At 61.8% G+C, this 26,019-nt stretch carries 20 protein-coding genes; 5 read left to right on the forward strand and 15 right to left on the reverse strand.

The window, feature by feature from the left end; translation table 11 throughout:
- Positions 1–93: 93 nt before the first annotated feature.
- Complete coding sequence (locus JMV15_RS11770) at positions 94–1,737, forward strand: MFS transporter (protein ID WP_014719011.1); 1,644 nt, start codon at positions 94–96, stop codon at positions 1,735–1,737.
- Positions 1,734–2,879 carry an HlyD family secretion protein gene (locus tag JMV15_RS11775; protein ID WP_014719010.1) on the forward strand — a complete coding sequence of 382 codons (1,146 nt, stop codon included), beginning with the start codon at positions 1,734–1,736 and terminating at the stop codon, positions 2,877–2,879. Before JMV15_RS11770 ends, JMV15_RS11775 begins: the two co-directional genes overlap by 4 nt.
- On the opposite strand, the gene JMV15_RS11780 is transcribed toward JMV15_RS11775, so the two are convergent.
- From JMV15_RS11780 to copC, 9 genes are all read right to left on the reverse strand, one after another.
- Positions 2,868–3,743 (reverse strand): aldose 1-epimerase, encoded by an 876-nt coding sequence (locus JMV15_RS11780; RefSeq protein ID WP_038450603.1) that lies wholly within the window; start codon positions 3,741–3,743, stop codon positions 2,868–2,870. The two genes, JMV15_RS11775 and JMV15_RS11780, sit on opposite strands and share 12 nt — an antisense overlap.
- A 163-nt stretch (positions 3,744–3,906) precedes the next feature.
- A complete protein-coding gene (locus JMV15_RS11785) occupies positions 3,907–5,187 on the reverse strand; it encodes a TRAP transporter large permease (RefSeq protein ID WP_014719008.1) in 1,281 nt (426 codons plus the stop codon).
- Between the two features lies 1 nt (position 5,188).
- A complete protein-coding gene (locus tag JMV15_RS11790) occupies positions 5,189–5,716 on the reverse strand; it encodes a TRAP transporter small permease (RefSeq protein WP_032903437.1) in 528 nt (175 codons plus the stop codon).
- Between the two features lie 65 nt (positions 5,717–5,781).
- On the reverse strand, positions 5,782–6,744 hold the full coding sequence (locus JMV15_RS11795) for a TRAP transporter substrate-binding protein (RefSeq protein WP_014719006.1): 963 nt from the start codon (positions 6,742–6,744) through the stop codon (positions 5,782–5,784).
- A gap of 45 nt (positions 6,745–6,789) precedes the next feature.
- Positions 6,790–7,665, reverse strand: a complete 876-nt coding sequence (locus tag JMV15_RS11800; protein WP_038450601.1) for an SMP-30/gluconolactonase/LRE family protein — start codon at positions 7,663–7,665, stop codon at positions 6,790–6,792.
- Between the two features lie 26 nt (positions 7,666–7,691).
- Positions 7,692–8,510 (reverse strand): NAD-dependent epimerase/dehydratase family protein, encoded by an 819-nt coding sequence (locus JMV15_RS11805; protein ID WP_032903439.1) that lies wholly within the window; start codon positions 8,508–8,510, stop codon positions 7,692–7,694.
- A gap of 230 nt (positions 8,511–8,740) precedes the next feature.
- Positions 8,741–10,003 carry an OprD family porin gene (locus JMV15_RS11810; protein WP_019818080.1) on the reverse strand — a complete coding sequence of 421 codons (1,263 nt, stop codon included), beginning with the start codon at positions 10,001–10,003 and terminating at the stop codon, positions 8,741–8,743.
- A 262-nt stretch (positions 10,004–10,265) separates the two neighbouring features.
- Positions 10,266–11,126: a copper homeostasis membrane protein CopD gene (gene copD / locus JMV15_RS11815; protein ID WP_038450599.1), complete on the reverse strand. Its 861-nt coding sequence runs from the start codon at positions 11,124–11,126 to the stop codon at positions 10,266–10,268.
- Positions 11,127–11,129: 3 nt separating this feature from the next.
- Entirely contained in the window at positions 11,130–11,495 is a 366-nt protein-coding gene (gene copC, locus JMV15_RS11820; RefSeq protein ID WP_014719001.1) for a copper homeostasis periplasmic binding protein CopC, read from the reverse strand.
- Positions 11,496–11,611: 116 nt separating this feature from the next.
- On the opposite strand from copC, the gene JMV15_RS11825 reads away from it, so the two are divergent.
- Positions 11,612–12,232, forward strand: a complete 621-nt coding sequence (locus JMV15_RS11825; protein ID WP_014719000.1) for a TetR/AcrR family transcriptional regulator — start codon at positions 11,612–11,614, stop codon at positions 12,230–12,232.
- A 124-nt stretch (positions 12,233–12,356) separates the two neighbouring features.
- Here JMV15_RS11825 and preA read toward each other — a convergent pair whose 3' ends face one another.
- The 3 genes from preA to hydA all read right to left on the reverse strand — a co-directional run bounded on the left by preA (position 12,357) and on the right by hydA (position 16,543).
- Positions 12,357–13,631, reverse strand: coding sequence for an NAD-dependent dihydropyrimidine dehydrogenase subunit PreA (gene preA / locus JMV15_RS11830; RefSeq protein WP_038450596.1), 1,275 nt, complete (start codon positions 13,629–13,631; stop codon positions 12,357–12,359).
- Positions 13,631–14,998, reverse strand: a complete 1,368-nt coding sequence (locus tag JMV15_RS11835) for an NAD(P)-dependent oxidoreductase (protein ID WP_014718998.1) — start codon at positions 14,996–14,998, stop codon at positions 13,631–13,633. The genes preA and JMV15_RS11835 overlap by 1 nt, the downstream gene beginning before the upstream one ends.
- 105 nt (positions 14,999–15,103) lie before the next feature.
- Positions 15,104–16,543, reverse strand: a complete 1,440-nt coding sequence (gene hydA, locus JMV15_RS11840; RefSeq protein ID WP_019818077.1) for a dihydropyrimidinase — start codon at positions 16,541–16,543, stop codon at positions 15,104–15,106.
- A 592-nt stretch (positions 16,544–17,135) separates the two neighbouring features.
- Between hydA and JMV15_RS11845 the strand changes: the two genes are divergently transcribed.
- Positions 17,136–18,623, forward strand: coding sequence for an NCS1 family nucleobase:cation symporter-1 (locus JMV15_RS11845; RefSeq protein ID WP_038450594.1), 1,488 nt, complete (start codon positions 17,136–17,138; stop codon positions 18,621–18,623).
- Between the two features lie 147 nt (positions 18,624–18,770).
- Positions 18,771–20,054 carry a Zn-dependent hydrolase gene (locus JMV15_RS11850; RefSeq protein WP_038450592.1) on the forward strand — a complete coding sequence of 428 codons (1,284 nt, stop codon included), beginning with the start codon at positions 18,771–18,773 and terminating at the stop codon, positions 20,052–20,054.
- A gap of 112 nt (positions 20,055–20,166) precedes the next feature.
- Here the strand turns inward: JMV15_RS11850 and JMV15_RS11855 are convergent, their stop codons facing one another.
- Genes JMV15_RS11855 through JMV15_RS11865 form a run of 3 tightly spaced genes read right to left on the reverse strand, consistent with a single transcriptional unit; the run spans position 20,167 to position 25,946 of the window.
- Positions 20,167–21,582, reverse strand: coding sequence for an efflux transporter outer membrane subunit (locus tag JMV15_RS11855; protein ID WP_038450590.1), 1,416 nt, complete (start codon positions 21,580–21,582; stop codon positions 20,167–20,169).
- On the reverse strand, positions 21,566–22,735 hold the full coding sequence (locus tag JMV15_RS11860; protein WP_038450589.1) for an efflux RND transporter periplasmic adaptor subunit: 1,170 nt from the start codon (positions 22,733–22,735) through the stop codon (positions 21,566–21,568). Before JMV15_RS11860 ends, JMV15_RS11855 begins: the two co-directional genes overlap by 17 nt.
- Positions 22,725–25,946 (reverse strand): efflux RND transporter permease subunit, encoded by a 3,222-nt coding sequence (locus JMV15_RS11865; RefSeq protein WP_038450587.1) that lies wholly within the window; start codon positions 25,944–25,946, stop codon positions 22,725–22,727. The genes JMV15_RS11860 and JMV15_RS11865 overlap by 11 nt, the downstream gene beginning before the upstream one ends.
- Between the last annotated feature and the right edge of the window lie 73 nt (positions 25,947–26,019).

The following is a 26,019-nucleotide window of genomic DNA, read 5'->3' on the forward strand; positions in this document are numbered from 1 at the left end:
TCCACGAGATGGCAAGATGAACGCCTCTCAGGTTACTGTTCCTCTGTGTAACGGATTCACCGGCCTTGCACCCCGGCTTACCAAGGTCACCGAATGGATAAATACACACCCCACACCTGGCAACCCCACGAGCGGCCGAGCCTGCCTGGCTCGCCGTCGACGCCGCTGCACCCTACGCATAAGCGCTGGCTCTTCGCGCTGGTCGGCGTGCTGGTGGCAATCACCGGCGGCTTGGGTAACGCCCTGGTCATCGCCAACCTGCAATACCTGCAAGGCGCCCTGGGCGCGACCACCGCGGAAATGGCCTGGCTGCCCGCCGCCTATGTGATGACCAACGTGTGCATGAACCTACTGCTGGTGAAGTTTCGCCAGCAGTTCGGCCTGCGTGCGTTTACCGAGGTGTTCCTGGTGCTCTACGCGCTGGTGACCTTCGGCCACTTGTTCGTCAATGACCTCAGTTCGGCGATTGCGGTACGGGCCGCCCACGGTATGGTGGGCGCGGCGCTGAGTTCGTTGGGCTTGTACTACATGATCCAGGCATTCCCGGCCAAGTGGCGGCTGAAAGCGCTGGTACTGGGGCTGGGCACCGCGCAGTTGGCGTTACCGCTGGCGCGGCTGTTTTCCGAAGACTTGCTGCAAATCGCTGAATGGCGCGGGCTGTATTTGTTCGAACTGGGCCTGGCGCTGATCTGCCTGGGCTGCGTGTTTCTGCTCAAGCTGCCGCCGGGTGATCGCTTCAAGACCTTTGAAAAACTCGATTTTCTAACCTTTGCCATCCTCGCCAGCGGCGTGGCCTTGCTCTGCGCTGTGCTGTCCCTGGGGCGTATTGACTGGTGGCTGGAAGCGCCGTGGATCGGCGTGGCCTCCGCCTGTTCCCTGGTGCTGATCATGGCGGGGCTCGCCATCGAGCATAACCGCAGCAACCCGATGCTGATGACGCGCTGGCTGGGCAGCGGCGTGATGATCCGCCTGGCGTTGGCGGTGGTGCTGATTCGCATGGTGCTGTCCGAGCAATCCACCGGTGCGGTGGGGTTCATGCAGATGTTGAACATGAGCTACCAGCAGATGCACACCCTGTACGTGGTGATGCTGGCCGGGGCGATTGCCGGGCTGGTGGTCAGCGCGTTGACGATCAACCCGGCGCATTTGCTGATGCCGCTGATCATCTCCCTGGCGCTGATGGCGACCGGTTCGGTGATGGACAGTTTTTCCAGCAACCTGACCCGTCCGCAGAACCTCTATATCAGCCAGTTCCTGCTAGGCTTCGGCGGTACATTCTTCCTGGGGCCGACCATGGTGCTGGGCACCAAAAACGTACTGACCAACCCGCGCAACCTGGTGAGCTTCTCGGTGATGTTCGGGATCTGCCAGAACCTTGGCGGCCTGATCGGCGCGGCGTTGCTGGGCACCTTCCAGATCGTGCGCGAGAAGTATCATTCGAGCATGATCGTCGAGCACCTGACCCTGATCGATCCGCTTGTGGCGGCGCGGGTGCAGAGTGGTGGGGCGGCCTATGGCAAGATCGTCGCTGACCCGGAACTGCGCAACCTCATGGGCATCCGCAGCCTGGCCACGGCGGCCACCCGTGAGGCGAACGTCATGGCTTACAACGATGTCTTCATGCTGATCGCGATTATCGCGATCCTGACCATGCTGTGGATCTTCACCCGCAGCCTGTGGCTGATGAGCACTACCAAGGCAACTCCTCCTGTTCAACCCAGCGGCGCGACTTCATGACTGAACCTTCAACCACCACCACGACTGCCATTGCCGCCACGCCGGAAGGCAGCACGCCACCGGGCGCGGTGCCCACCCAACTGCGGTCCTTGCGCGTGCGGATCATCTCGTCCCTGGGCTTTGCCGCCATCGCCATCATCGGTGTGCTGATCGTGTTGTACGCCTGGCAACTGCCGCCGTTCAGCAGCGCGGTGGAAACCACCGAAAACGCCCTGGTGCGTGGGCAGGTGACGATTATCGGCCCGCAACTCAGTGGCTATGTGTTCGAAGTGCCGGTGCAGGACTTCCAGTACGTCAAGACCGGCGACCTGCTGGTGCGCCTGGATGACCGTATCTACAAGCAACGCCTCGACCAGGCCCTGGCACAACTGGCGGTGCAGAAGGCCTCGTTGGCCAACGTGGTGCAGCAACGCAACAGCGCCGAAGCGACCATCAAGCTGCGCCAGGCCGCGTTGGTCGACAGTCAGGCTCAGGCACGCAAGAGCACTGCGGATTTGCGCCGCAATGAAGAACTGATCAGCGATGGTTCGGTGTCCAAACGCGAACTGGACGTGACCCGTGCCGCCAACGCGCAGACCATCGCCGCCGTGGCCCAGGCCCAGGCCAGCCTGGAAATTGCGCGCCAGGATTTGCAGACGGTGATCGTCAACCGCGGCTCCCTGGAGGCAGCTGTCGCGAGTGCCGAGGCGGCAGTGGAACTGGCGCGCATCGACCTGTCCAATACCCGCATCACGGCGCCACGGGATGGTCAGCTGGGGCAGATTGGCGTGCGCCTGGGCGCTTATGTCAATTCCGGCGCGCAACTGATGGCCCTGGTACCCAAGCAGTTGTGGGTGATTGCCAATATGAAAGAAACCCAGATGGACAATGTGCAGGTCGGCCAGCCGGTGACGTTCACCGTGGATGCGCTGAACCACCGCAAATTCCATGGCACGGTGCAGCATATTTCCCCGGCCACCGGTTCCGAGTTCAGCCTGTTGCAGGCGGACAACGCCACCGGCAACTTCGTCAAGATCGCCCAGCGGGTGCCCGTGCGCATCACCGTGGATCCGGATCAAGCCGAGAGTGAGCGCTTGCGGCCGGGGTTGTCGGTGGTGGTGAGTATCGACACGGCAGGGCGTCTCAAAAATTCACCGCCCTGACACTGGCACGCTTGGCGTGTATTTCAGGTTGAAATTGAGGTGGGTTGACTGGCCTTGCTCCAACAGCTTCAGGCCAGGCTTGCCCGCCAGGTGATGGGCATTCACCGGATGGCTCACCGGCTCGATGCAGAAAAACTCCAACCCCGGCGGGCAGTACAACAGGAAATAATCGGCGCCGCTGGCCTGGCATTCGAGACGGTAGCCAAGCTCCGGTTGTTCGATCAGGCAGTGCCCATCCCAGCCGCAAAAGCCGTTGTCCACCAGCCCCTCTGGCAAACCTTTGAGTTGCCGGAAATCCCAGGCCTCGGGAACCGGTGCCAACTCGGTGGGCAGCTTGGCTGCATCACTCATCCACACTTGCCCAGCCTTGGCCTGCAGCCGCGTACCCGGCCGGCGAGGTAAGTACGGATGCAAGCCCAGCCCATGCCACGCGGGTTGCTCGGCCAAGTGAGTTACACACAATTGGATATTCAACTCACCGTTGTTCAAGCGCAACCGCTGGCGGGCGTGATAGGCGAAGGGTGTGGCGCATTCCAATTCCAGCACCACTTCATGCGTGGTATGGCTCACCACCTGCCATGCCTGCTGCCAGGCCGAGCCGTGAATCGGTAAAAGATCAGTGAGGCTATTAGCTGCCAGTGCCAGCCAACCACCGGGGTTGTCGAACCCGCCTTGGGCGATTCGGTTGGACCAGGGTGCCAAGGGATAGCAACCCAGCTTGCCCGGCAGCCCGGTATTGATCGCCTGTGCATCGCTGTGCCGTAACAGCGGCTGCCCGGTGGCGCGCACCGTCCAGTTGACGAGGCTGCCGCCGATGGCGGGGGCGAGCACCAGATGGGTGAATTGATCCGAAAGCTCAATCACGATTGACCTGCCTGATGAAGTCAAAACAAACACTGAGGATGCAAGTGTGGGAGCTGGCTTGCCTGCGATAGCGACCTGTCAGTCAATGCATCCGTGACTGATACACCGCTATCGCAGGCAAGCCCGCTCCCACAGTTGCTCACTTTTGTTTCTGAAAGAAGGTTTACAGCACCAAATGGGGTAACCACAGCGACAACGCCGGGATGTAGGTCACCGCAATCAGCACCAAGAACAACACCGCATAAAACGGCAGCAGTGCCTTCACGGTTTTCTCGATGCTGGTCTTGCCCACCGCCGCACCAACGAACAGCACCGCGCCCACCGGCGGGGTAATCAGGCCGATGCCCAGGTTCACCAGCATGATCATGCCAAAGTGCACCGGGTCGACGCCGATGCCCAGGATCACCGGCATCAGGATCGGCGTGAGGATCAGAATCAGCGGCGCCATGTCCATCACCGTGCCCAGCAACAACAGCATGACGTTGATGCACATCAGGATCACGTAGCGGTTGTCCGACAGGGTCAGGAACAGCGTGGTGATCTTCGCCGGGATCTGCATCAGGGTCATGATGTAGCCGAAGCTGGCGGCGAAAGCGATCAGGATCATCACGATGGAAATGGTGCGCACCGTGCGGTGCATCAGCTTGGGCAGCTCGCGCCATTTGTAGTCGCGGTAGATGAACATGGTCACGAAGAATGCCCACAACACCGCAATCGCCGCCGACTCGGTGGCGGTGAAGATGCCCGAGAGGATGCCGCCGAGGATGATCACCATGGCCATCAGGCCCCAGAGCGCATCGGCGGCGATCTTCAGCGCCTGCTTCAAGGGGATGACTTCGCCTTTGGGGTAGTCGCGCTTTTTCGCGAAGATCAGGCAGAGCACCATCAGGCACGCGCTCATCAACAAGCCCGGCACCACACCGGCCATGAACAGCGAGGCGATGGAGACCGTGCCGCCCGCCGCCAGTGAGTACAACACCGAGTTATGGCTGGGCGGCGTCAGCAGCGCCTGCACCGAACCGCTGACGGTCACGGCGGTGGCGAATTCGCGCGGATAACCCCGCCGTTCCATTTCCGGAATCAGCACCGAGCCGACCGAGGCGGTATCGGCCACGGATGAGCCGGAAATCGCGCCAAAAAACGTCGAAGCCATGATGTTGACCAGGGACAACCCGCCACGCACAAAGCCCACCAGCACCCCGGCAAAGGCCACCAGGCGCCGCGACATGCCGCCCTCGGCCATGATCGCCCCGGCCAGCACGAAGAACGGAATCGCCATCAGCGAAAACTTGTTCACCCCACCGGCAATCTGAATCATCAGGGCCTGGAACGGGATGTCGATCCACCACGCGCCAATCAGCGCCGACAGCCCCAACGCGTAGGCCACCGGCATGCCGATCAGAATCAATACAACAAAGCTGCCCAACAGAATCAATGCGTCCATATCAGGCGGCCCCTTCGTTTTCTTCAACCAAGTCGAAGCGCACCACCTTGCGGTTGCTCTGGTCACCGAGCAGCAGCTTTTCGACCACGAACACCAGGGTCAGCACGCCGCCAATCGGGATCGGCATGTAGGTGATGCCTACGCGCAGGGTGGGGATGGCGCTCATGAATTGGTTCCAGGTGGACAGGCACAGCTTGGTGCCCCAAATCGTCATGAACACGCAGATGGTGCCCATCAGCAGTTGCGAGAGGATGCCGACGAGGCGGCGTTGGACAGGCGGCAAGCGGTCAGTGATCATCGCCACCGACATGTGCGCGCCGGCACGGTAACTGGCAGCGGCGCCGATAAAGGTGAACACCAGCATCAGCAGGATGGCGGTGGGCTCCGGCCAGCTGGAACCGGTACCGAGGGCGTAGCGGGTGAAGATACCCCAGGGAATGATCAAGGCCACCCCCAGGACCGAAAGGCCGGCGACCCAGATACAGGTCATGTAAAGGCAGTCATTGAAGCGCAGCAGTAAAGTCTTCATGGCGTTCACCGTGACCGGGCGCGTCGATGCCGACCGCGCCGGGCCTTATGCAGGGGCAGGGGAGGTTATTGAACCGCGTCGATGCGCTTGATCATGTCCGCATACGGCGCACCGTACTTGGCACGCACCTGGGCGGTGGCCTCATAGAAGGGCTTTTTATCGACGGTGATGAACTCCACGCCGGCCTTCTTGAGTTTCTCTTCACTGCTGGCGGACTTGGCGTCCCAGAGCACGCGCTCATCGGCCTGGGCGGCCTTGGCAGCGGCCTTGACCATGTCCTGCTGGGCGGGGTCGAGCTTGTTCCAGGTGATTTTCGACATCACGATGGGTTCAGGCAGGATCAGGTGTTCGGTGAGGGTGTAGTACTTGGCGTTCTGAAAGTGGTTGTGTTCCAGCAAGGTCGGCGGATTGTTTTCCGCGCCGTCGATGACCCCGGTCTGCAGGGCGCTGAAGATCTCGCCGGTGTCCATGGCAATGCCGTTGGCGCCCATGGCGTTGAAGGCTTCGATGAAAATCGGGTTGCCTTGCACGCGGATCTTCATGCCCTTGAGGTCTTCGATCTTGCGCACCGGTTTCTTGGTATAGAGGTTGCGCGTGCCGCCATCCATCCAGGCCAGGGCCACCAGGCCGAACTCGGAGTTGGTGATCTTGGCGAGGATCTCGTCGCCAATCTCGCCATCGATGACCTTGCGCATATGCGCCTGGTCGCGGAACACGAACGGCAGGTTGAACACGTTCACGTCCGGCACCACCGGGCCGACGATGCCGAGGCTGACGCGGGTCATTTGCACGGCGCCGACCTGGGCCTGTTCGACCACTTCCTTCTCGGAGCCCAGCACACCGCCGGGGAAGTACTTGAAGGTCAGCTCGCCGTTGCTCGCCTTGGTCAGGGCCTTGCCCATGTTCTCTTCGGCGACCACGGTGGGGTAGCCAGCGGGGTGAATGTCGGCGAACTTGATTTCCAGCGCGTGGGCGGCGCTGCTGAGGGTGAAGATTGCAGCGGCGAGCAAGGTGCGTTTGAAGTCCATGGAAGTCACTCCTGTCTTGTTATTGTTGTATTCAAGGCACAGCGATTAAACGATGAAGCGGGGTTCGGGCAGTCCTTGGACGCCGGGGTTGAGGGCGAACACGCCACCAGACAGCGACTGTTCACTCGGGTCGTCGCGGATGGAAGTGACGTACAAGGTGTCCAGGCGGCTACCACCGAAGGCGCACATGGTGGGTTTTTTCACGGGCACGCTCAGGGAGCGGTCCAGGCGACCGTCCGGGGTGAAACGGTGAACCAACCCGGCGTCGTTGGCGCAGATCCAGTAGCCGCCCTCGGCGTCCACGGCTGCACCGTCGGGCCGCCCGGGGAAGTCGTTCATATCAACGAACAGGCGGCGATTGGACGGTGTGCCGGTCTCGATGTCGTAGTCGAACGCCCAGACCTTTTGCACCTTCGGGTGCGAATCGGAAGCGTACATCGTGCGGCCATCGGGGCTGAAGGCCAGGCCGTTGAGGGTGATGAACCCGTCCAGTTGCGCGTGGGGCGCAGCCCCGGACCCATAGCGATAAAGGACGCCTTCGGCGGCGTTCAAGCCCATGTCCAGCACCATGCTGCCGGCCCAGAAACGGCCCTGGCGATCGCAGCGGCCATCGTTCAAACGCATGTCCTTGCGCGAATGCTCGATGCTGGCCAGCGGCACGGTGTCGAGGCTGCCGTCGTTGTGGGGTGTGAGTTGGAAGAAGCCGGTTTGCATGCCAGCGACCCAATTGCCTGCCTGGGTGCGCGCAATACAGGCGAGCATCTCTGGGGCTTTCCACGCTGCCAGATGGCCGGTGGCGGCGTTCCAGCGTTGCAAGCCACCGTTGGGGATATCCACCCAATACAGCGCGTTTTCTTCAGGCACCCACACCGGGCATTCGCCCACGGCATTGCGGGCATCGACAATCAATTCAGCAGTCATGGTCATTCCCTTGGGTTGCTGGGCACTCAGTCACCGAACGGCCCCGCCGCGCAGAACGCACCGCCCTGGTAGACCTTGGCCGGGTCATCGGCGGCCACGGGCGGTTGGGCTTCGACCTGGGCGCGGAACACTTCGGAGCTGTCCTTGGGGGCAAAGCCCAGGTGCGCGGCGTAGCGGTTGTCCCACCAGGTGTCGAGGTTGGCCGACATGCCGTACACCACGGTATGGCCGACGTTGGGCGTGTACAGCGCCCGTTCGAGCAGTTGGGTCAGGTCGTCGAAGCTGAGCCAGGTGTGCATCATCCTTCGGTTCTGCGGTTGCGGGAACGAGGAGCCGATACGGATGCTCACGGTCTCGATGCCATAACGGTCGAAGTAGAAACTGGCCATGTCTTCGCCGTAGGACTTGGACAGGCCGTAGTAACTGTCCGGGCGGCGCGGGGAGTGGGCGTCAAGTTGCTCGCCCTGTTTGTAGAAACCGATCACGTGATTGGAACTGGCGAAGATCACCCGCTTGACCCCGTGGCGGCGGGCGGCTTCGTAGATATGGAACACGCCACTGATATTCGCGCCCAGTACTTCTTCGAACGAGCGCTCCACTGACACGCCGCCAAAGTGCAGGATGGCGTCGACGCCCTCTACCAACTGATGCACGGCGTGTTTGTCGGCCAGGTCGCAGGTGTGTACCTCTTCGCGAGCATCGGTGGCGGGGGCCATTTCAGCGATATCCGAAAGGCGCAGCACCTGGGCATAAGGACGCATGCGTTCGCGCAGGACTTTGCCCAGGCCGCCGGCGGCACCAGTTAGCAACAGACGGTTGAAGGGAGCGGGGGTGGTGGTGGTCATGGGCCTTCCAGATTTTTGTTGTAGGTTGTCGTATGACTATGGGGAAATAGTGTTAGGGATTCCTGGTGTTGTCAACGTCCTTCCAGGCACATGAGATCAAAGGTGGGAGCTGGCTTGCCTGCGATAGCGGTGAGTATGAAAAGGATGTGGTAACTGACCCATCGCTATCGCAGGCAAGCCAGCTCCCACATGGATATGTCGCACCTTAGAGATCGGATTTGCCTTTGGAGCTACAACAACGAAATCGGATAGCTGATAAAAATCCGGTTCTCGTCGAACTCGTTATTGCTGAAATCCCGGCGCATGGTCGAGTTGCGCCACTTCACATTGAGGTTCTTCAGCGCACCGCTCTGCACCGTGTAGGCCAACTCCGACTCACGTCCCCACTCCTTGCCGTCGGTGATCGCTCCGGTGTGTACATTGCTGCCGCTGATATAGCGGTTCATCAGGGTGAGCCCTGGAACGCCGAGCACCACAAAGTTGAAGTCGTGGCGCACCTGCCAGGACTTTTCCTTGGCGTTGTCGTAGCTGGCGTTGTAGCTGTCGTTGGCCAGGGTGCCGCCACTGGTGCCGTTGATGCGCATCCAGGCGCTGTCGCCGCTGAGTTTTTGCAGGCCAACGTAGAAGGTGTGGCCGTTGTATTTGGCCGAGAGCAGAGCGAACAGGGTCTTGTTATCGAGGTCGCCGGCCAGGGCGCTGCCGTCTTCCTTGCCGTTGAAGAACCCGAGGTTGGCGCCCAGAGTCCAGTCGCCCAGCGGCTGGCTGTGGGTGAGGTTGAGGTACTGCTGTTGGTAGATATCAGTCAGTTCGGCGTACCACAGGCCGACCTGGGTACGTTTGTCGTTGAAGGTGTATTCGCCGCCGCCGAAGTTGAAACGGTCCGAAGTGAACGCGGCTTTGCCGTTCATGAACATGTCTTCCATGCTCGCGTCGTTGCGCGGGCTGTTGCCGCGAAACTGGCCACCGTAGAGCGTCAGGCCGGCGATTTCATTGGAAGTGATTTGGCCGCCACGAAAGGTCTGGGGCAGGGAGCGGCCATCATCGGAACGCAGGATCGGCAGCACCGGCATCCATTCGCCAACCTTCAACTCGGTCTTCGACAGCCTGGTTTTCAGCGCGACACCCAGACGCCCGAAATTGTCGGCGGGGCGGCCATCGTCATGCACCGGCAACAGTTGGGTGCCGGCGGTGCCTTTGCCGCCATCAAGCTTTTGCGAATACAGGCCCAGCACGTCAATCCCGAAACCGACCGTGCCCTGGGTAAAGCCGGACTTGGCATCAAGGATAAAATTCTGCGTCCACTCTTCGGCCTTGCCCTGGGGGTTGGTCGGGTTGGTGAAGTTGCGATTGAAGTAGGCATTACGCAGGTTGAGCGTGGCCTTGGCGTCGTCGATAAAACCTTCGGCGTTGACGCCCAGCGGCAGGGTGACGGCCAGGCTGCCGAGACCGAGAAGGCCCAGGCGCGTGCAAGAATGACGGGCGGATTGACTCACAGTGAGGCTCCCTTTGTTTTGTTGTTTTTATTATTTGTTATACGTTGTCGTACAACATTGAGCGCGATATTTGCGAGGTTTTGAGGGCGTGTCAAGCAGAAGTTATACGATGACCTGGGTGAAACGATTCAACTGATGGGGGCACGGTCAGTGTGGGAGCTGGCTTGCCTGCGATGGCGGCGAATCAGACAGTATGCAGTCACTGATCCACCGCCATCGCAGGCAAGCCAGCTCCCACATTGATTGCATTGCACAAGACTTTTCAGCCAGCCATGACCATCGGCGGCAGGGTGCCAAGCAGGGAAACCGCAGCCACCGCTGCAATGCCCAACAGCCACTCCATCATCACGCTGGCTTTCAAACTGCCCAGGCGTTGCTCGCAGCGTTTGATACGCAACCGATTCAACAGCGCCAACCCGAGCATGCCCAGCACCAGCCCCACCTTGATCAGCAAAATCAAGGCAAACCCTTGGAACAGCGGCGTGGGCCACAGTTGCCCAGTGAGCACCCGCACGTTGATCAAGCCAGTCACCAACAGGCCGGCGACCAGGCCATAGCCCACACCACTGAAGCGGCGCAAAATCGGCTTTAGGCGATGGTCTTGCGCATGCCTGAGGATCAGCACCAACACCAGCAACCCCCCGAGCCAGGCCCCCACGCACAGCAGGTGCACCACCTGGTTAAGGATCAGCAACCGCCCACTCAGCCCGTCGAGCATGGCGCCGTGGCCTACCGGGGCCAGGGTCGCCAGCAGCAGGGCGAGCAGCGGCAAGCGCAAGGCCGGCCAGGGCTTGATCAGCACGATCACCAGCAGCAGGTTAAGCAGCAGATGCCAGGTCCATACCTGGCCAAAAAAGGTTTTGCCCAGCACCAACTGCACCGTGGCCGGTTGCAGCGCCGAGTCCCAACTGCCAGCCATGCTGGCGGTGATCAACAGCAGCCACGCAACCCCGGTGAGCAGCCCCAGGCCGGCCAGGCCACGGGTGATGCGCAGCAATTGCCGGTCCAGTGTCGGCTGCACGACGTGAGCGCCGAGCAGCCAGGGCCTGAACACCCAGGCCCCGAACATCAGCAACACGACGCAAAAGTGCAGGAAGCGGCACAGCACCAGCAGGGTTGCCATGGGTTATTGGCCGACCTTGAAGCTGTAAGTGCCTTCGCTTTTGTGAGTGTCGACGGACACCGCATGCCATTCGACCTTATACGTGCCACTTGCCAGCGGAGCGGCAGGCGTGACCACCAGGGTTTTCTTGTCGGCGTCCGGGGTTTCCAGGCCCTTGATGGCAATTTCGGTGCCGTCCTTGCTCAGGGAGACCTTGGTAAAGGTGGCTTCGACGCCTTCGCTGAAGGTCAGGCGCAGGTCTGTGGGGGCGGCGACGCGGCTGTCAGCCGCAGGTTGCGCGCTCTTGAGGTGGGCGTGGGCAAACGCGGCAGAAGCGCCCAGCAGGGCAGTGAACAGGACAGCAGCGGTCAGGGACTTCTTGAGCAACATTGTTCAACACCGATCAGAGGATAGGAGCCGGCAGTGTACGAAGTTTCGGCTTGGCCTGTCGCCCCGATCTAGAGCCGGTGGTAGTCTTTAGGCCGTGTTGTTGTCAGGGAGCCCTTATGGGCAATCACAAGATCGGAATTCGTCGGGTCAACGTCGAGAAAATCCTGCTGGCGGCGGAGAAGGTCTTCGCCAACAAAGGCTATGGCAGCACCGCCATGGCCGACATCGCCGAAGAAGCGCAACTGCCGCGCTCCAACCTGCATTACTACTTCACCACCAAGAGCGAGCTGTACAGCGCGGTGCTGTTCGACCTGCTGGAATTGTGGAAGCAGGACGCCCTGAGCTTTGAAACCTTTGACGACCCCCGTGTGGTGCTCAGCAGCTACATCCGCGCCAAGATGCAGCGCTCGCGCACGCGTCCGTATGGTTCCAAGGTCTGGGCCAATGAAATCATCCACGGCGCGCCCACACTCGGCGAGGCCCTGGATGAAAGCCTGTACGACTGGGCCAAGATGAAGGAAGCGAAGATTCGCCAATGGGTGCAAGACAAACGCATCCTGCCGGTGGAGCCCTCGAGCCTGCTGTACATGATCTGGGCCTCGACCCAGCACTATGCCGACTTCGACCACCAAGTGAAGATTTTGAATGATCACCAGCCGTTGTCGGACAGGCAGTTCGAGAAGGCGATACAGACGGTGACCGGTGTGATTTTGCGCGGGATTGGCTTGGAACCCTGAGCTGATCGTTCCCACGCTCCGCGTGGGAATGCCGCCCTGGACGCTCTGCGTCCGCTCTTGCCAGGGTGACGCGGAGCGTCACAGGATGCGTTCCCACGTGGAGCGTGGGAACGAGGGGCAAGGGTTACACCGCTTCGCGGTAAGGATTGCGCGGGTCCTGCGTCCAGTTCAAAAACGGCTTGCCGTTATCGATCGGCACCATCTCGATGCAGCCGGCCACCGGGCAGGTGATCTGGCACAGGTTGCAGCCCACGCACTCATCGTCGATCACCTCATACAGATGCGTGCCATCAGCCTGCTTCAAGCTGGCAATGGCCTGGTGCGAGGTGTCCTCGCAGGCAATATGGCAACGCCCACAGCCAATGCACGCCGCTTGATCAATCTTGGCGATGACCTGGTAGTTGATGTCCAGGTACTTCCAGTCCGTGGTATTGCCCACCGCCCGCCCGGAAAACGCCTGCAGGTTGGCATGGCCCTGGCTGTCCATCCAGCGCGACAAGCCGTCCTTCATCTCTTCAACGATGCGAAACCCATGCAGCATCGCCGCCGTGCACACCTGCACCGCGCCGCAGCCCAGGGCGACGAATTCCGCGGCGTCGCGCCAGGTACCGATGCCGCCGATGCCGCAGATCGGCAGGCCGTTGGTCTGTGGGTCACGGGCGATTTCGGCGACCATGTTCAACGCAATCGGCTTGACCGCCGAGCCGCAGTAACCGCCATGAGTACTCTGGGTGCCGACCACCGGCAGCGCGACCATGCGTTCCAGGTCCACGCTGGTGATGGAGTTGATGGTGTTGATCAGCGACACCGCATCGGCGCCACCGCGATAGGCCGCTCGCGCCGCCACGCGGATGTCGGTGATGTTCGGCGTGAGTTTGACGATCACCGGCAGCGAGCAATAGGTCTTGCACCAGCGCGTCACTTGCTCCACGTACTCCGGCACCTGGCCGACGGCGGCGCCCATGCCCCGTTCGGGCATGCCGTGAGGGCAGCCGAAGTTCAGCTCGATGCCGTCGCAGCCGGTCGCCTCCACCAAGGGCAGGATGCTTTTCCAGGACGCTTCGACACAAGGCACCATCAGCGAGACGATCAGCGCGCGGTCCGGCCAGTCCTTTTTCACCTGGGTGATTTCCCGCAAGTTGATCTCCAGGGAGCGGTCGGTGATCAGTTCGATATTGTTGATGCCCAGCACTTCGCGGTTGGCGCCATAGTGCGCGGAGTAACGCGACGACACGTTCACCGCCGCCGGATCTTCCCCCAGGGTTTTCCACACGACGCCACCCCAGCCGGCCTCGAAGGCGCGCACTACGTTGTAGGCTTTGTCGGTGGGCGGCGCGGAAGCCAGCCAGAACGGATTGGGCGCTTTGATTCCGGCGAATACAATCGAGAGATCGGCCATTACGCAGCCTCCACAGTCAGCATGAGTTGGGCATGCATGGCTTCGGCGGCCCGCTTGCCATGTTGTACTGCCTGGACGGTGAGGTCCTGGCCGAGGCTGACGCAGTCGCCGCCGGCATACACCCCAGGGATGCTGGTGCGCAGTTGCTCATCGACGAAGATGCGCTCGCCGACGCGGTGCAGCTGCTGGGCCAGCGGGTCGTGCAGGGCGTCGTTGTCGAAGCCTTGCCCGATCGCCTTGAAGATCGCATCGGCGGCCAGTTCGAAGGTTTCCCCGGTAGGCAGCAGGCGACCGTTTTCCAGGCGGGTGCGGGCAAAGCGCATGCCGCGTACGCGGCCTTGGTCGTCGAGTAACACCTCGTCGGGTTGGGCCCAGGTCAACAGCCGGACTTGATTGGCCTTGGCGATGTCCTGTTCGTGGTGGGTTGCGCCCATGTCGGCCAGGCCACGGCGGTACACCAGGTTGACATCGCGGGCACCGAGGCGGGCCATCTGCACGGCCATGTCGATGGCGGTGTTGCCGGCGCCGAGCACGATGCAGCGGTCGGCCAGGGGCAGTTGGGTGAGGTCGTCGGCCTGGCGCAGTTCGCGGATATAGTCGGTGGCGGCGAGCAGGCCGGGGGCGTCCTCAAAGGGCAGGCCCAGCTGTTTGCTGGCAGCGAGCCCCAGGCCGAGGAACACCGAATCGAACTGCTGGTGCAGTTCGCTCAAGGTCAGGTTATCACCCAGGCGCTGACCGTGGCGAACCTCGATGCCGCCAATCTGCAGGAGGAAATCCAGTTCCTTCTGGGCGAAGTCGTCCACCAGTTTGTATTTGGCGATTCCGTATTCATTCAGGCCGCCGGCTTTTTCCCGCGCCTCGAATATCACCACGTCATGACCGTGCAAGGCGGCGCGGTGAGCGCAGGCCAAACCGGCAGGCCCGGCGCCGACCACGGCGATACGCTTGCCGGTGGACGCGGCGCGTTGGAACGGGTGTTCGCTGAAGTGCGCGTTGTCGATGGCGTAGCGTTGCAGCAGGCCGATCAGCACGGGGGCGCATTCTTCGGCGTTATTGCGTACGCAGGCTTGCTGGCAAAGGATTTCCGTCGGGCACACCCGTGCGCAACTACCACCGAGGATGTTGGCCGAGAGGATTTTTTGCGCGGCCCCCTGCACGTTTTCGGTGTGGATATTGCGGATGAACGAGGGGATATCGATCTCGCTGGGGCACGCATTCACACAAGGCGCGTCGTAGCAGTACAGGCAGCGCGAGGCTTCCAGTTGGGCCTGGCGTGCGTTGAGGGGCGGTGCCAGGTCGGTGAAGTGGCTGGCGAGGGTGGCCCCGTCTTCGCGGGGGTGGGGGAGGTGGGTCAGGGTCTGGATCACGGTGTTGGCCTCACGGTTATTGAGGTGCTGCCTCTGATGGGCGATCGTTCCCACGCTCTGCGTGGGAATGCCTCACTGGACGCTCCGCGTCCGCTTTTTTTGGACTCAGCGGTTCACGGCCACTGGCTTGCAAAGCGCTGCCCGCTTGCTCAACTGCTCGAACACCGACGGATACGCCGGCCGCTCCACATACCGTCCGGCCCCTCGCTCGGCGCGCAGGTCACCATCGGCCCACACCAGCTTGCCCTGGCTGATGGTATGGCTGGGCACGCCGCGCACGGTCTTGCCTTCGAAGATGTTGAAGTCCACCTGCTGATGGTGGGTCTTGGCGGAAATGGTCCGCGTGCCCTCGGGGTCCCATAGCACCAGGTCGGCATCGGCGCCCACGCGTATCGCGCCTTTACGGGGGTAGAGGTTGAAAATCTTCGCGGTGTTAGTGGAGGTCAGCGCGACAAATTCTTGCATCGATAGACGCCCGGTATTGACCCCTTCGTGCCACAGCAGCGCCATGCGGTCTTCAATGCCGGCGGTGCCGTTGGGGATCTTGCTGAAGTCGTCACGCCCGGCGGCTTTTTGCTCGGCGCAGAAACAGCAGTGGTCGGTGGCGGTGGTGTGCAGGTTGCCCGCTTGCAGGCCGTGCCACAGCGCCTCTTGATGCCCGCGTGGGCGGAATGGCGGGCTCATTACATAGCCGGCGGCGGTCTGCCAGTCGGGGTGCTGGTACACACTGTCATCGAGCAACAGGTGGCCGGCGAGCACTTCACCGTACACCGCCTGGCCTTTGCCTCGGGCATAGGTGATTTCATCCAGGGCTTCTTTCGTCGACACATGCACCAGGTACAGCGGCGTGCCGATGGTCTCGGCAATCCGGATGGCACGGCTGGCCGCTTCGCCTTCCACCTGGGACGGGCGCGACAGCGGATGGGCTTCCGGCCCGGTGATGCCCTGGGCCATCAGTTTGCGTTGCAGGTGATACACCAGCTCGCCATTTTCGGCATGCACGGTGGGCACGGCGCCGAGTTCCAGGCAGCGTTCGAAACTGGCGACCAAGGTGTCATCGGCCGCCATGATCGCGTTCTTGTAAGCCATGAAATGCTTGAAGCTGTTGATGCCGTGATGGCTGACCAACTCGGCCATTTCCTCACGTACCTGCTCACTCCACCAAGTGATCGCTACGTGAAACCCGTAGTCGGCGGCGGACTTTTCGGCCCAGCCGCGCCACTGGTGGAAAGCTTCCATCAGCGATTGCTGCGGGTTGGGAATCACGAAGTCGATGATCGACGTGGTACCACCGGCCAAGCCTGCCGCCGTGCCACTGAAAAAGTCTTCACTGGCCACCGTGCCCATGAAGGGCAGTTGCATATGGGTATGGGGGTCGATGCCGCCCGGCATCAAGTATTGGCCGCTGCCATCGAGTATTTCAGTGCCTGCGGGAATATCCAGATTCGTGCCAATGGCGCGAATTAGACCCTCCGCACATAACACATCGGCGCGGTAACTTTCATCATGGGTAATAACGGTAGCGCCACGGATCAACAGCGACATGTCGAGTTCCTCACAGGCTTGACCGGCTTGTGCCAGTTCTAAGTGTTGTAATACTGCGCACCGAGGGTCGGTTAATTCCTGTCATCGGTGACAGGAATAGAAACTAGCCCGAGTTTTTCGAATGAGCAAGCAGATTTTTCGCAAACTTTTGTGTGTTTCATCTTGTTGATATTTATAAGAAAAATCCTATTTTCACCAAAATGAAGCATGCCCACCCTGTTTTGACGCACTTGACAGGTTCTTGATCTGATCAATATTTCTTATTGCAAATCAGGCGCTTGAGATATGCCGCTTGACGCCGTCGAGAAATAAAAATAATTGTGATGCACCAGATTGAGACCTGAAGGTTCTGGCAACTTGCGTATTGTTTAGCCTGACGCATGCGGCAAGTACCGCAGGTTCAATTGGAAAGCTGATAAACATCAGCACGTTATATAAGCGGTGCGGGTTCAGAGGCGGTTGTCGGCACGGTTATTGAGTGCACGGGCAGTTGGCCGGAACCCTGGATGTCATGTTGTCGATGCGGTACTCCGGCCACCTGAACCTGGCGTGCAGGTGAGCAACAATAATTTAAAAAAACCGTGGAGCGGCCATGCAACAGAACAGATCGCAAGTCATCGAGCGCAACGGCCTGTACGAACTCGACGCCGGCCCCGACGTCCTCGACAGCCCTCGCTACAACCACGACATGGCACCCACCAAAGTGCACGAGCGCACCTGGAACAAATGGCACATCACGGCGCTATGGGTCGGCATGTCGATCTGCGTGCCCACCTACACCCTGGGCGGGGTGCTCACGGCGTATTTCGGGCTGTCGGTGGGGGAGGCGCTGGTAGCGATCCTGCTGGCCAATATCGTGGTGTTGATCCCGCTGACCCTCAACGCGTTTCCCGGCACCAAGTACGGCATTCCGTTTCCGGTGCTGTTGCGTTCGTCCTTTGGCATCCTCGGCTCCAACGTACCGTGCCTGATCCGCGCGCTGGTGGCCTGCGGCTGGTTTGGTATCCAGACGATGTTCGGCGGGCTGGCGATCCACCTGTTCCTGGGCTCGATTTTCGACGGCTGGAAAGCCCTCGGCGGTACCGGAGAGGTGATCGGTTTCATGCTGTTCTGGTGCTTGAATCTGTGGGTGGTGCTGCGTGGCGCCGAGTCGATCAAGCGCCTGGAAACCTTGTCGGCGCCGTTGTTGGTGGCGGTGGGGGTTGGGCTGCTGGTATGGGCGATGCCCAACGTGTCCCTCAGCGAGTTGATGGCGATCCCACCCAAGCGCCCCGAAGGCGCCAGCCTCACCGGTTACTTCATGGCGGGGCTCACGGCGATGGTGGGTTTCTGGGCCACATTGTCATTGAACATTCCGGATTTCAGCCGCTACGCCAAGAGCCAGAAAGACCAGATTCTGGGGCAGATTTTCGGCTTGCCGCTGACCATGTTCCTGTTCGCTGCCCTCGGCGTGGTGATGACCGCCGCCTCGGTGAAACTGGTGGGGGTGAGCGTCTCCGACCCGGTGAGCCTGATCGGGCATATCCAGAGCCCGGTGTGGGTGGCCATCGCCATGGCGCTGATCATCGTCGCGACCTTGTCCACCAATACCGCGGCGAACATCGTCTCGCCCACCAACGACTTCCAGAACATTGCGCCCAAGCTGATCAACCGCACCACGGCGGTGATCCTCACCGGCCTGGTAGGGCTGGCGCTGATGGCCCATGAACTGCTGAAAAAACTCGGGCTGATCGTCTCGGACGTGAGTCTTGAAACCGTGTATTCCAATTGGCTGCTGGGCTATTCAAGCCTGCTGGGGCCGATTGCCGGGATCATGGTGGTGGACTATTTCATCACCCGCAGACAGCAGTTGGACCTGGCCGGCCTGTACCGCGACGACGTGTACCCGGCCTGGAACTGGGGCGGCTTTATCGCCTTTGGCGTACCGGTGGTGCTGACGCTGCTGTCGCTGGGCAGCGATGCGTTCAGCTGGTTCTACAGCTACGGCTGGTTCACCGGCTCGGCGTTGGGCGGGGTGTTGTATTACGGCTTGAACGCCAAGCGCGGGGCGAGCCCGATCACCGCCAAGGCGCCGTTGTAAACCACGGTCGAGGTGGGAGCTGGCTTGCCTGCGATAGCGGACTATCAGTTAAAGCCGTGTCGTCTGACACACCGCCATCGCAGGCAAGCCAGCTCCCACAGTTGACCGCGTCAATTCATAAGAACCTGTAGCCTGAGGAGACCCCCCATGAACGCTGCCCTCGACGTTCTGCAATCGCCCCATCAGCACATCAATCGCGACCGTCTGTGGCAGTCGCTGATGGACCTGGCCGAACTCGGCGCCACGCCCAAGGGCGGTGTGTGTCGCCTGGCCCTCACCGACCTCGACCGCAAGGCTCGCGACCTCTTCGTGCAGTGGTGTGAAGCGGCGGGTTGCACCGTGACCGTCGACGGCATCGGCAATATCTTTGCGCGCCGCCCCGGTCGCAATCCCGACCTGCCACCGGTAATGACCGGCAGCCATATCGACACCCAGCCCACCGGCGGCAAGTTCGACGGTTGCTTCGGCGTGCTGGCCGGTGTGGAAGTGCTGCGCACCCTCAACGACCTCCAGGTGGAAACCGAGGCACCGCTGGAAGTGGTGGTGTGGACCAACGAAGAAGGCTCGCGCTTCCCGCCGTGCATGATGGGCTCAGGGGTGTTTGCCGAGAAGTTCAGCCTGGCCGATACCCTGGCCAAGGTCGATGCGGACGGCGTGAGCGTGGAGGAGGCGTTGAACGCGATTGGCTATGCGGGAACGCGGCCGGTCAGCGGGCATAAGGTCGGCGCGTATTTCGAGGCCCATATCGAACAAGGGCCGATTCTGGAGGATGAACACAAAACCATCGGCGTGGTGCTCGGCGCCCTCGGGCAAAAGTGGTTCGACCTGAAGCTGCGCGGTGTTGAGGCCCATGCCGGCCCTACACCCATGCACTTGCGCAAGGACGCCCTGGTCGGCGCGGCAGCGGTGGTGGCCGCCGTGAACGCGGCGGCGTTGGCGCACCAGCCCCATGCATGCGGCACGGTGGGGTGCCTGCAAGCGTATCCGGGATCGCGCAACGTGATTCCCGGTGAAGTGCGCATGACTCTGGATTTTCGTCATCTTGAACCGGCGCGGCTGGATTCGATGATTGCCCAGGTGCGTCAGGTGATCGAAGACACCTGCGCCAAACATGGCTTGAGTTTCGACATGCAGCCTACGGCGGACTTCCCGCCGCTGTACTTCGACAAAAGCTGCGTGGAGGCGGTGCGCAATGCCGCCAATGGCTTGGGCTTGTCGAACCTGGACATCGTCAGCGGGGCAGGGCACGACGCGATCTTCGTCGCTGAGCTAGGCCCGGCGGGGATGATCTTTGTGCCGTGTGAAGGCGGCATCAGCCATAACGAAATCGAAAATGCCGCGCCGGATGATCTGGCGGCGGGGTGTGCGGTGTTGTTGCGGGCGATGGTGGCCGCTTCAGCGGCCATCGCCAGCGGCCAGCTCGCGGCCTGATCGTTCCCACGCTCCGCGTGGGAATGCACCCTGTGACGCTCCGCGTCACGATTTTAGAGGCAGACGCAGAGCGTCCTGAGCGGCGTTCCCACGCAGAGCGTGGGAACGATCATTAACCCGGCTGCCAGCCGCCGCCCAGTGCGGTCAACAACCCTACGCTCGCCTGCAACTGCCGGGTCTGCACCGCCTGCAACGTTCTCTGTGCCTGCAACGCGGCGGTTTGGGCGGTGACCACATCCAGATAGCTCACTGCCCCGGCCTGATAGCTGTTCATCGCCAAGGCCTGGGTATGTTGCGCCGCCTCTGCCGCCGCTTGCTCGTCCTCGGCTTGCTGCTGCAGATCCCGCAGTTGCGCGAGGTTATCTTCCACCTCGCGCACGGCTTTCAATACGTGGCTACGGTACTGTGCCGCGGCCTCCTCGAACTCGGCCTTGGCCTGGCGCGCGTTGGCGCTCAAGCGCCCGCCGTCGAAGATCGGCAGGTTCATCAGCGGCCCCAGTGCCCAATACCGGTTGCCGGCGGACAGCAGGTTGCCAACACCTTGGGTCTGCCCGCCCAGCACACCGGTCAAACTGAAATCCGGAAACCACGCTGCCTTGGCCACGCCGATCGTTGCGTTGGCCGCAAACACGCGACGTTCAGCTGCGGCAATGTCCGGACGACGCTGCAGCAGGTGGCTGGGCAACTGCGCCGGAATGCCTGGCAACGCCATTAACTGCGAGCTGGGCGGCAGTGAAAACTCACTGGCCGTCACGCCCACCAATTCGCCGATGGCATGTTCGGCGAGGTTGCGCTGGCCACGCACTTCGTCCAGCTGCGCCTTGGCTTCGGCCAGTTGGTTCTGCGCGCGGGTCAGGTCCAATTCCGAGGCAATCTGGCCTTCATAACGGCTGCGGGTCAGTTGCAGCGCCTGGCTGAAGTCTTGCAACGAAGTGCTCAGGATTCGGCGCTGCGCATCCAGCCCATTGAGCTGCACATACAGGCTCGCCAACTGCTGTTGGAGGCTCAAGCGCACCACCGCCAAATCATCAAAGGACGCTTGTGCCTGGGCATCGCCCGCGGCGACCTGGTTGCGGATTCTGCCCCACAGGTCGAGGTCGTATCCCAGGGAGAACCCAGCGGTATTGCTGTTGTACACCGACGGCTGTGTAGTACCGCGTAACGGTCGTGAATCCGATTGACGCTGGCGCAGCGGTTGCACGCTGGCGGTGATTTGCGGGAAAAGGCCCGCGTGCAGTTGACTGGCATAGGCCTGGGACGCATCGAAGTGCGCCAGCGCCGCGGCCAGGTCCGGGTTGGCCTTGAGCAGTTGTTGCTGCAGCGCGTTCAGGCGCGAATCGTTGTAGAGCTGCCACCACTGGGGCGCCAGTTGATCTAACGGTTGCGCGCTGTGCCAGGGGCCATCGCTGGTTTGTTCGCGGTAGTGGGCGGGCAGGTCAATCGACGGCACCGTATAGGTGGGCGCCATCGAGCAACCCTGCAACGCCAGCACCATCAGTGCCGCCAGCGACTTAAGCCTTGGGCGCATGCGCACCTCCCGAGGCGGCGGCCAGTTGCACTGGGTCGCCTTCGCGCAGGGCGTCGGGCGGGTTGTCGATGATGCGGTCAGCAGGCTTCAGGCCTTGGTCGATCACCAGGCGCTCGCCGAGGTCCAGGCCAATATGAATATCTTGCAGGTGCACATGATTGCGCCCGTCCAGCACCGCAACCTGGGTGCCCTGGGCGCGGAAGATCAAGGCGCTGGCCGGGATGCTTACGCCATGGGTGTCAGCCGGAATCGGTAGGGTGACTTCGGCGTAGTCGCCCGGCAGCAGTTCGCCGTTGGGGTTGTCGGCGACGAACTGGGCCAGCAGGGTGCCGGAGCGGCGGTCGATGGCGGTGGAGTCACCGATCAGGCGTGCCTTGAAATGCTCGCTGGGGTGCTCGGGGACGGTCAGTTCGGCCTCAAGGCCCGCATGAATGACCGCTGCATAGTTCTGCGGCACCGGCACGTACAAGCGCAATTGGTGGGTGTCGGCAATGTTGAACAGTTCTGGATCGCTGGCGTTATCGGCTTTGATCAATTGGCCGATGTCCGTGTTGCGGGCGGTGATGGTGCCGGCGAACGGCGCGCGCAGGGTCTTGTAGCTTTCCAGGGCGCACAGTCGCGCATAGTCTGCTGCAGCGGCTTCGGTGTTGGCCTTGGCGGCTGCGGCGTTGGAGGTTTTCTCATCGGCGTCCTGGCGCGATACCGAATGGCTGGCCAGCAGGTTTTGCCAGCGGGTCGCCGTGGTGGCTGCCAGGCGTGCATTGGCTTGTTGCTGGATCAGGCGCGCATGGGCCTGGGCCAGTTGTTGGTCAAGGTCGGGGCTGTCGATTTCGGCGAGGATTTGCCCGGTCTTGACCTGGGTCCCGATGTCGACTTTCCAGTCCTTCAAGTAGCCGCTCACCCGCGCATGGATAGCCGCCTTGCTCCACGCCTCCAGGTGGGCGGGCAGGCGCAGGGTGTCACCGCCGGCGTTTGGCTTGGGTTGGAACACCATCACCTGGGGGACGGCGGCGGCTTCGGTCCAGGCAGTGACCGATTGCTCGTGCAGCGTACGCGCGTGCAGGCCGCTGGCGACCAGCAAGGCAGCCAACGTCAGGCCACCGACACCCAGGAGCATCAGGCGCTTGCGCGAGGGTTTTTGATCAGGCGACATGGGGCGTTTCTCCAGCAGTTGCGCGAGTAGGATGACGGCCGTGGACCAGGCTGAAGACCACGGGAACAAACAACAAAGTGGCGACGGTGGCGAAGACCAGGCCACCGATGACCGCCCGGCCGAGCGGGGCGTTCTGCTCCTCGGAAATCGCCAGGGGCAACATGCCAATGATCATTGCCAGGGCGGTCATGCACACCGGGCGAAAGCGTGTGTAGCCGGCTTCCAGCGCGGCTTTCAACGCATCGCCGTGTTCGGCCAGGCGCTCACGGCAGAAGCTCACCACCAGGATCGAGTTGGCGGTGGCCACGCCCATGCACAAGATGGCACCGGTGAGTGCTGGCACCGACAACGAGGTGCCACTGAGGAACAGCATCCACACGATGCCCGCCAATGCTGCCGGCAACGCCGTGATGATCACAAAGGGGTCGGCCCACGACTGGAAGTTGACCACGATCAGCAAGTAGATCAGCACCACCGCGCCGAGCAGTCCGAAGCTCAAACCACTGAACGCCTCATGCAGCGCATCGATCTGCCCGTGCAGGCTGATGGTCGCGCCTTTGGGGCGCATGGACGCTGTGTCATCCAGCACCTTTTGCACATCGCGGGCCACACCGCCGAGGTCGCGGCCTTGCACGTTGGCGTACAGGTCCAGGGTCGGTTCGATGTTGTAGTGGGTCACCACGGCCGGGCTTTGTACCCGGGAAATAGTCGCCACGCCGCCGAGAATTTGCGCCTGCCCATCGGCACCGGTCACCGGCAGCGCTTCCAGGGACGGCAGGCTGTCGAGACGGTATTGCGGGGTAGCGGCGACGATGGAGTAAGACACGCCATTGGCCGGGTTGAGCCAGAAGGTCGGCGCGGTTTGCGAGCTGCCGGCGAGGGAGGCGACCATGCTGTTGGTAACATCACGCTCGGTAATGCCCAGGCCGTTAGCGCGCATGCGGTCCACGTTTACTTGCAGCGAGGGGTAGCCGGTGGACTGCTGGATGCGCAGGTCGGCAATCCCCGGTACATGCTGCAAGCGCCGTTCAAGCTCGACGGCATAAGCGCGGTTTTCTGCGTCATTGCGCCCGGAGATTTTGACGTCCAGCGGGGCGGGGGCGCCGAAGTTGAGGATCTGGCTGCTGATGTCGGCGGGCAGGAACGCAAAGTGGCTGCCGGGGAAACTTTGCGGCAGGGCTTCGCGCAGTTTTTTCACATAGTCGGCGGTGGGCGCGTGGTGCGTTTTCAAGCTGACTTGAATATCGCCATCCTGCGGGCCGATGGTGCCGCTGCTGCTGTAGGCCATGTCGATGCCGCTGAGCGGAATGCCAATATTATCGACGATGGTGTCCAGCTCTTCGGCGGGGATGACCTCGCGGATCCGCGCTTCGATGCGGTCGAACGCCGCGGCGCTTTCCTCGATGCGCGTGCCCAGTGGCAAGCGCACATGCAGGGCCAAGGCACCCGCATCGGTGGCCGGGAAAAAGTCCTGGCCCAGGCTCGGCAACAACAGGAACGACGCGAGTACGCAGGCCAGGAACCCGACAATGAAGCGCTTGCGTGCGCCCAGTGCCAGCGTCAGCAGGCCATGGTAGGTGTCGCGGACATTGGAAAAGTGCCGCTCGAATCCCTGTTGAAAATTCAGCACCGATTGCAGCAACGCATTGCGTGGTTTCGGGTGTTGTTCACCCTCGTGGTGATTGATGAATGCATCTTCCGGATGATGCCCCGCGCCTGGCTCCGGCCTATGCGGTTTGAGCAAAAACATCGCCAGTGTCGGCACCAGGGTGCGCGAGAGAATGAACGAACTGGCCATGGCAAAGATCACCGCCAGCGCCATTGGCCGGAACAGGTAACCGGCGATGCCTTGCAGCAAAAACATCGGCACGAACACGATGCAGATGCACAACAGCGAGACGAACGCCGGGCCGACGATTTGCGCGGCGCCGTCGAGAATCGCGGCCTTCACCGCCTTGCCTTGCTCCAGGTGCCAGTTGATGTTTTCGATGGTCACCGTGGCGTCGTCCACCAGGATGCCCACCGCCAACGCCAGCCCGCCCAACGTCATGACGTTGAGGGTTTGCCCACTGACAGCCAATAGCGCAATGGCCGAGAGCACCGCCAGGGGAATCGACGCGGCGATGATCAAGGTCGAGCGCCAACTGCCGAGAAACAGCAGGATCATCGCACTGGTGAGCAGTGCAGCAATGATGCCTTCCTGGGCCACGCTGCCCACCGACTGCTTGACGAACGCCGAGGCATCGCCCAGCAGCGAGGTTTTCAGCGACGGCGGCAGGGTTTCGTTGATGCGCGGCAGCATCTGCCGGATACCGTCGATGATCGACAGGGTGGAGATGCTGCCGTTTTTCAGCGCCGGCATCAGCACGGCGCGATGGCCGTCGACCCGCACGATATTGGTTTGCGGCGGTGAACCGTCGCGCACGTGGGCCACTTGGCCGATGGTGATCAGCGCCCCGTCAACCGTCTTGATCGGCAGGTCGTTGAGTTCATCGATGGCCTTGGGGCTGTTATTGAGCAGGATCGTGTATTCGTTGAGGCCCAGCTTGGCGGTGCCCACCGGGATGATCTGGTTCTGCAGCGCCAGGGCATTGCCCACATCCTGGGCCGACAAGCCTTTGGCGGCCAGCGCCTGAGGGTCGAGGTCGAGGGTGATCTGCCGTTGCTTGCCGCCCATCGGTGTAGGCATGGCCAGGCCGGGCAGGGCGCTCAAGGGCAGGCGGATATTGTTCTGCACCAGGTCGCGAATTTTGGCTTCCGACAGGCTGGGGCTGGAAAACGCCATTTGCAGGATCGGCACCGTGGAGGCGCTGTAGTTGAGGATCAGCGGCGGGGTGATGCCCGGTGGCATTTGCTTGAGCACAGTCTGTGACACCGCCGTGACCTGGGCGTTGGCGGTACGGATATCGACGCCAGGCTGGAAGAAGATCTTGACGATGCCCATGCCGGGCAGCGATTGCGACTCGATATGTTCGATGTCGTTGACGGTGGTGCTCAGGGAGCGTTCGTAGGTGTAGATCACCCGGCCGGCCATGGCGTCCGGGGACAGGCCGTTGTACTGCCAGACCACGGCGACCACGGGAATGCCGATATCGGGAAAAACATCCGTGGGCGTGCGCAGGGCCGCCATCGGCCCGATGATGCAGATGAATATAGCCAGCACGATGAAGGTGTACGGCTTGTGCAGTGCGGTCTTTACCAGCCCGAGCATGCGTGAGTCTCCGAGAAGAGCAGGATTGCAAACCCCGGCAGTCTTGACCGACCCACCTAACACGCACCTTTCA

This window comes from Pseudomonas paracarnis (assembly GCF_904063055.1).
GTDB lineage: Bacteria > Pseudomonadota > Gammaproteobacteria > Pseudomonadales > Pseudomonadaceae > Aquipseudomonas > Aquipseudomonas paracarnis.

Excerpts from the sequence above, each read along its gene's own strand:
- JMV15_RS11770 (WP_014719011.1), top strand. The coding sequence starts at position 94 with ATGGATAAATACACACCCCACACCTGGCAACCCCACGAGCGGCCGAGC.
- JMV15_RS11775 (WP_014719010.1), top strand. The coding sequence starts at position 1,734 with ATGACTGAACCTTCAACCACCACCACGACTGCCATTGCCGCCACGCCG.
- JMV15_RS11785 (WP_014719008.1), bottom strand. The coding sequence starts at position 5,187 with ATGGACGCATTGATTCTGTTGGGCAGCTTTGTTGTATTGATTCTGATC.
- JMV15_RS11790 (WP_032903437.1), bottom strand. The coding sequence starts at position 5,716 with ATGAAGACTTTACTGCTGCGCTTCAATGACTGCCTTTACATGACCTGT.
- JMV15_RS11795 (WP_014719006.1), bottom strand. The coding sequence starts at position 6,744 with ATGGACTTCAAACGCACCTTGCTCGCCGCTGCAATCTTCACCCTCAGC.
- JMV15_RS11800 (WP_038450601.1), bottom strand. The coding sequence starts at position 7,665 with ATGACTGCTGAATTGATTGTCGATGCCCGCAATGCCGTGGGCGAATGC.
- JMV15_RS11805 (WP_032903439.1), bottom strand. The coding sequence starts at position 8,510 with ATGACCACCACCACCCCCGCTCCCTTCAACCGTCTGTTGCTAACTGGT.
- copD (WP_038450599.1), bottom strand. The coding sequence starts at position 11,126 with ATGGCAACCCTGCTGGTGCTGTGCCGCTTCCTGCACTTTTGCGTCGTG.
- copC (WP_014719001.1), bottom strand. The coding sequence starts at position 11,495 with ATGTTGCTCAAGAAGTCCCTGACCGCTGCTGTCCTGTTCACTGCCCTG.
- JMV15_RS11825 (WP_014719000.1), top strand. The coding sequence starts at position 11,612 with ATGGGCAATCACAAGATCGGAATTCGTCGGGTCAACGTCGAGAAAATC.
- preA (WP_038450596.1), bottom strand. The coding sequence starts at position 13,631 with ATGGCCGATCTCTCGATTGTATTCGCCGGAATCAAAGCGCCCAATCCG.
- hydA (WP_019818077.1), bottom strand. The coding sequence starts at position 16,543 with ATGTCGCTGTTGATCCGTGGCGCTACCGTTATTACCCATGATGAAAGT.
- JMV15_RS11845 (WP_038450594.1), top strand. The coding sequence starts at position 17,136 with ATGCAACAGAACAGATCGCAAGTCATCGAGCGCAACGGCCTGTACGAA.
- JMV15_RS11850 (WP_038450592.1), top strand. The coding sequence starts at position 18,771 with ATGAACGCTGCCCTCGACGTTCTGCAATCGCCCCATCAGCACATCAAT.
- JMV15_RS11855 (WP_038450590.1), bottom strand. The coding sequence starts at position 21,582 with ATGCGCCCAAGGCTTAAGTCGCTGGCGGCACTGATGGTGCTGGCGTTG.
- JMV15_RS11860 (WP_038450589.1), bottom strand. The coding sequence starts at position 22,735 with ATGTCGCCTGATCAAAAACCCTCGCGCAAGCGCCTGATGCTCCTGGGT.
- JMV15_RS11865 (WP_038450587.1), bottom strand. The coding sequence starts at position 25,946 with ATGCTCGGGCTGGTAAAGACCGCACTGCACAAGCCGTACACCTTCATC.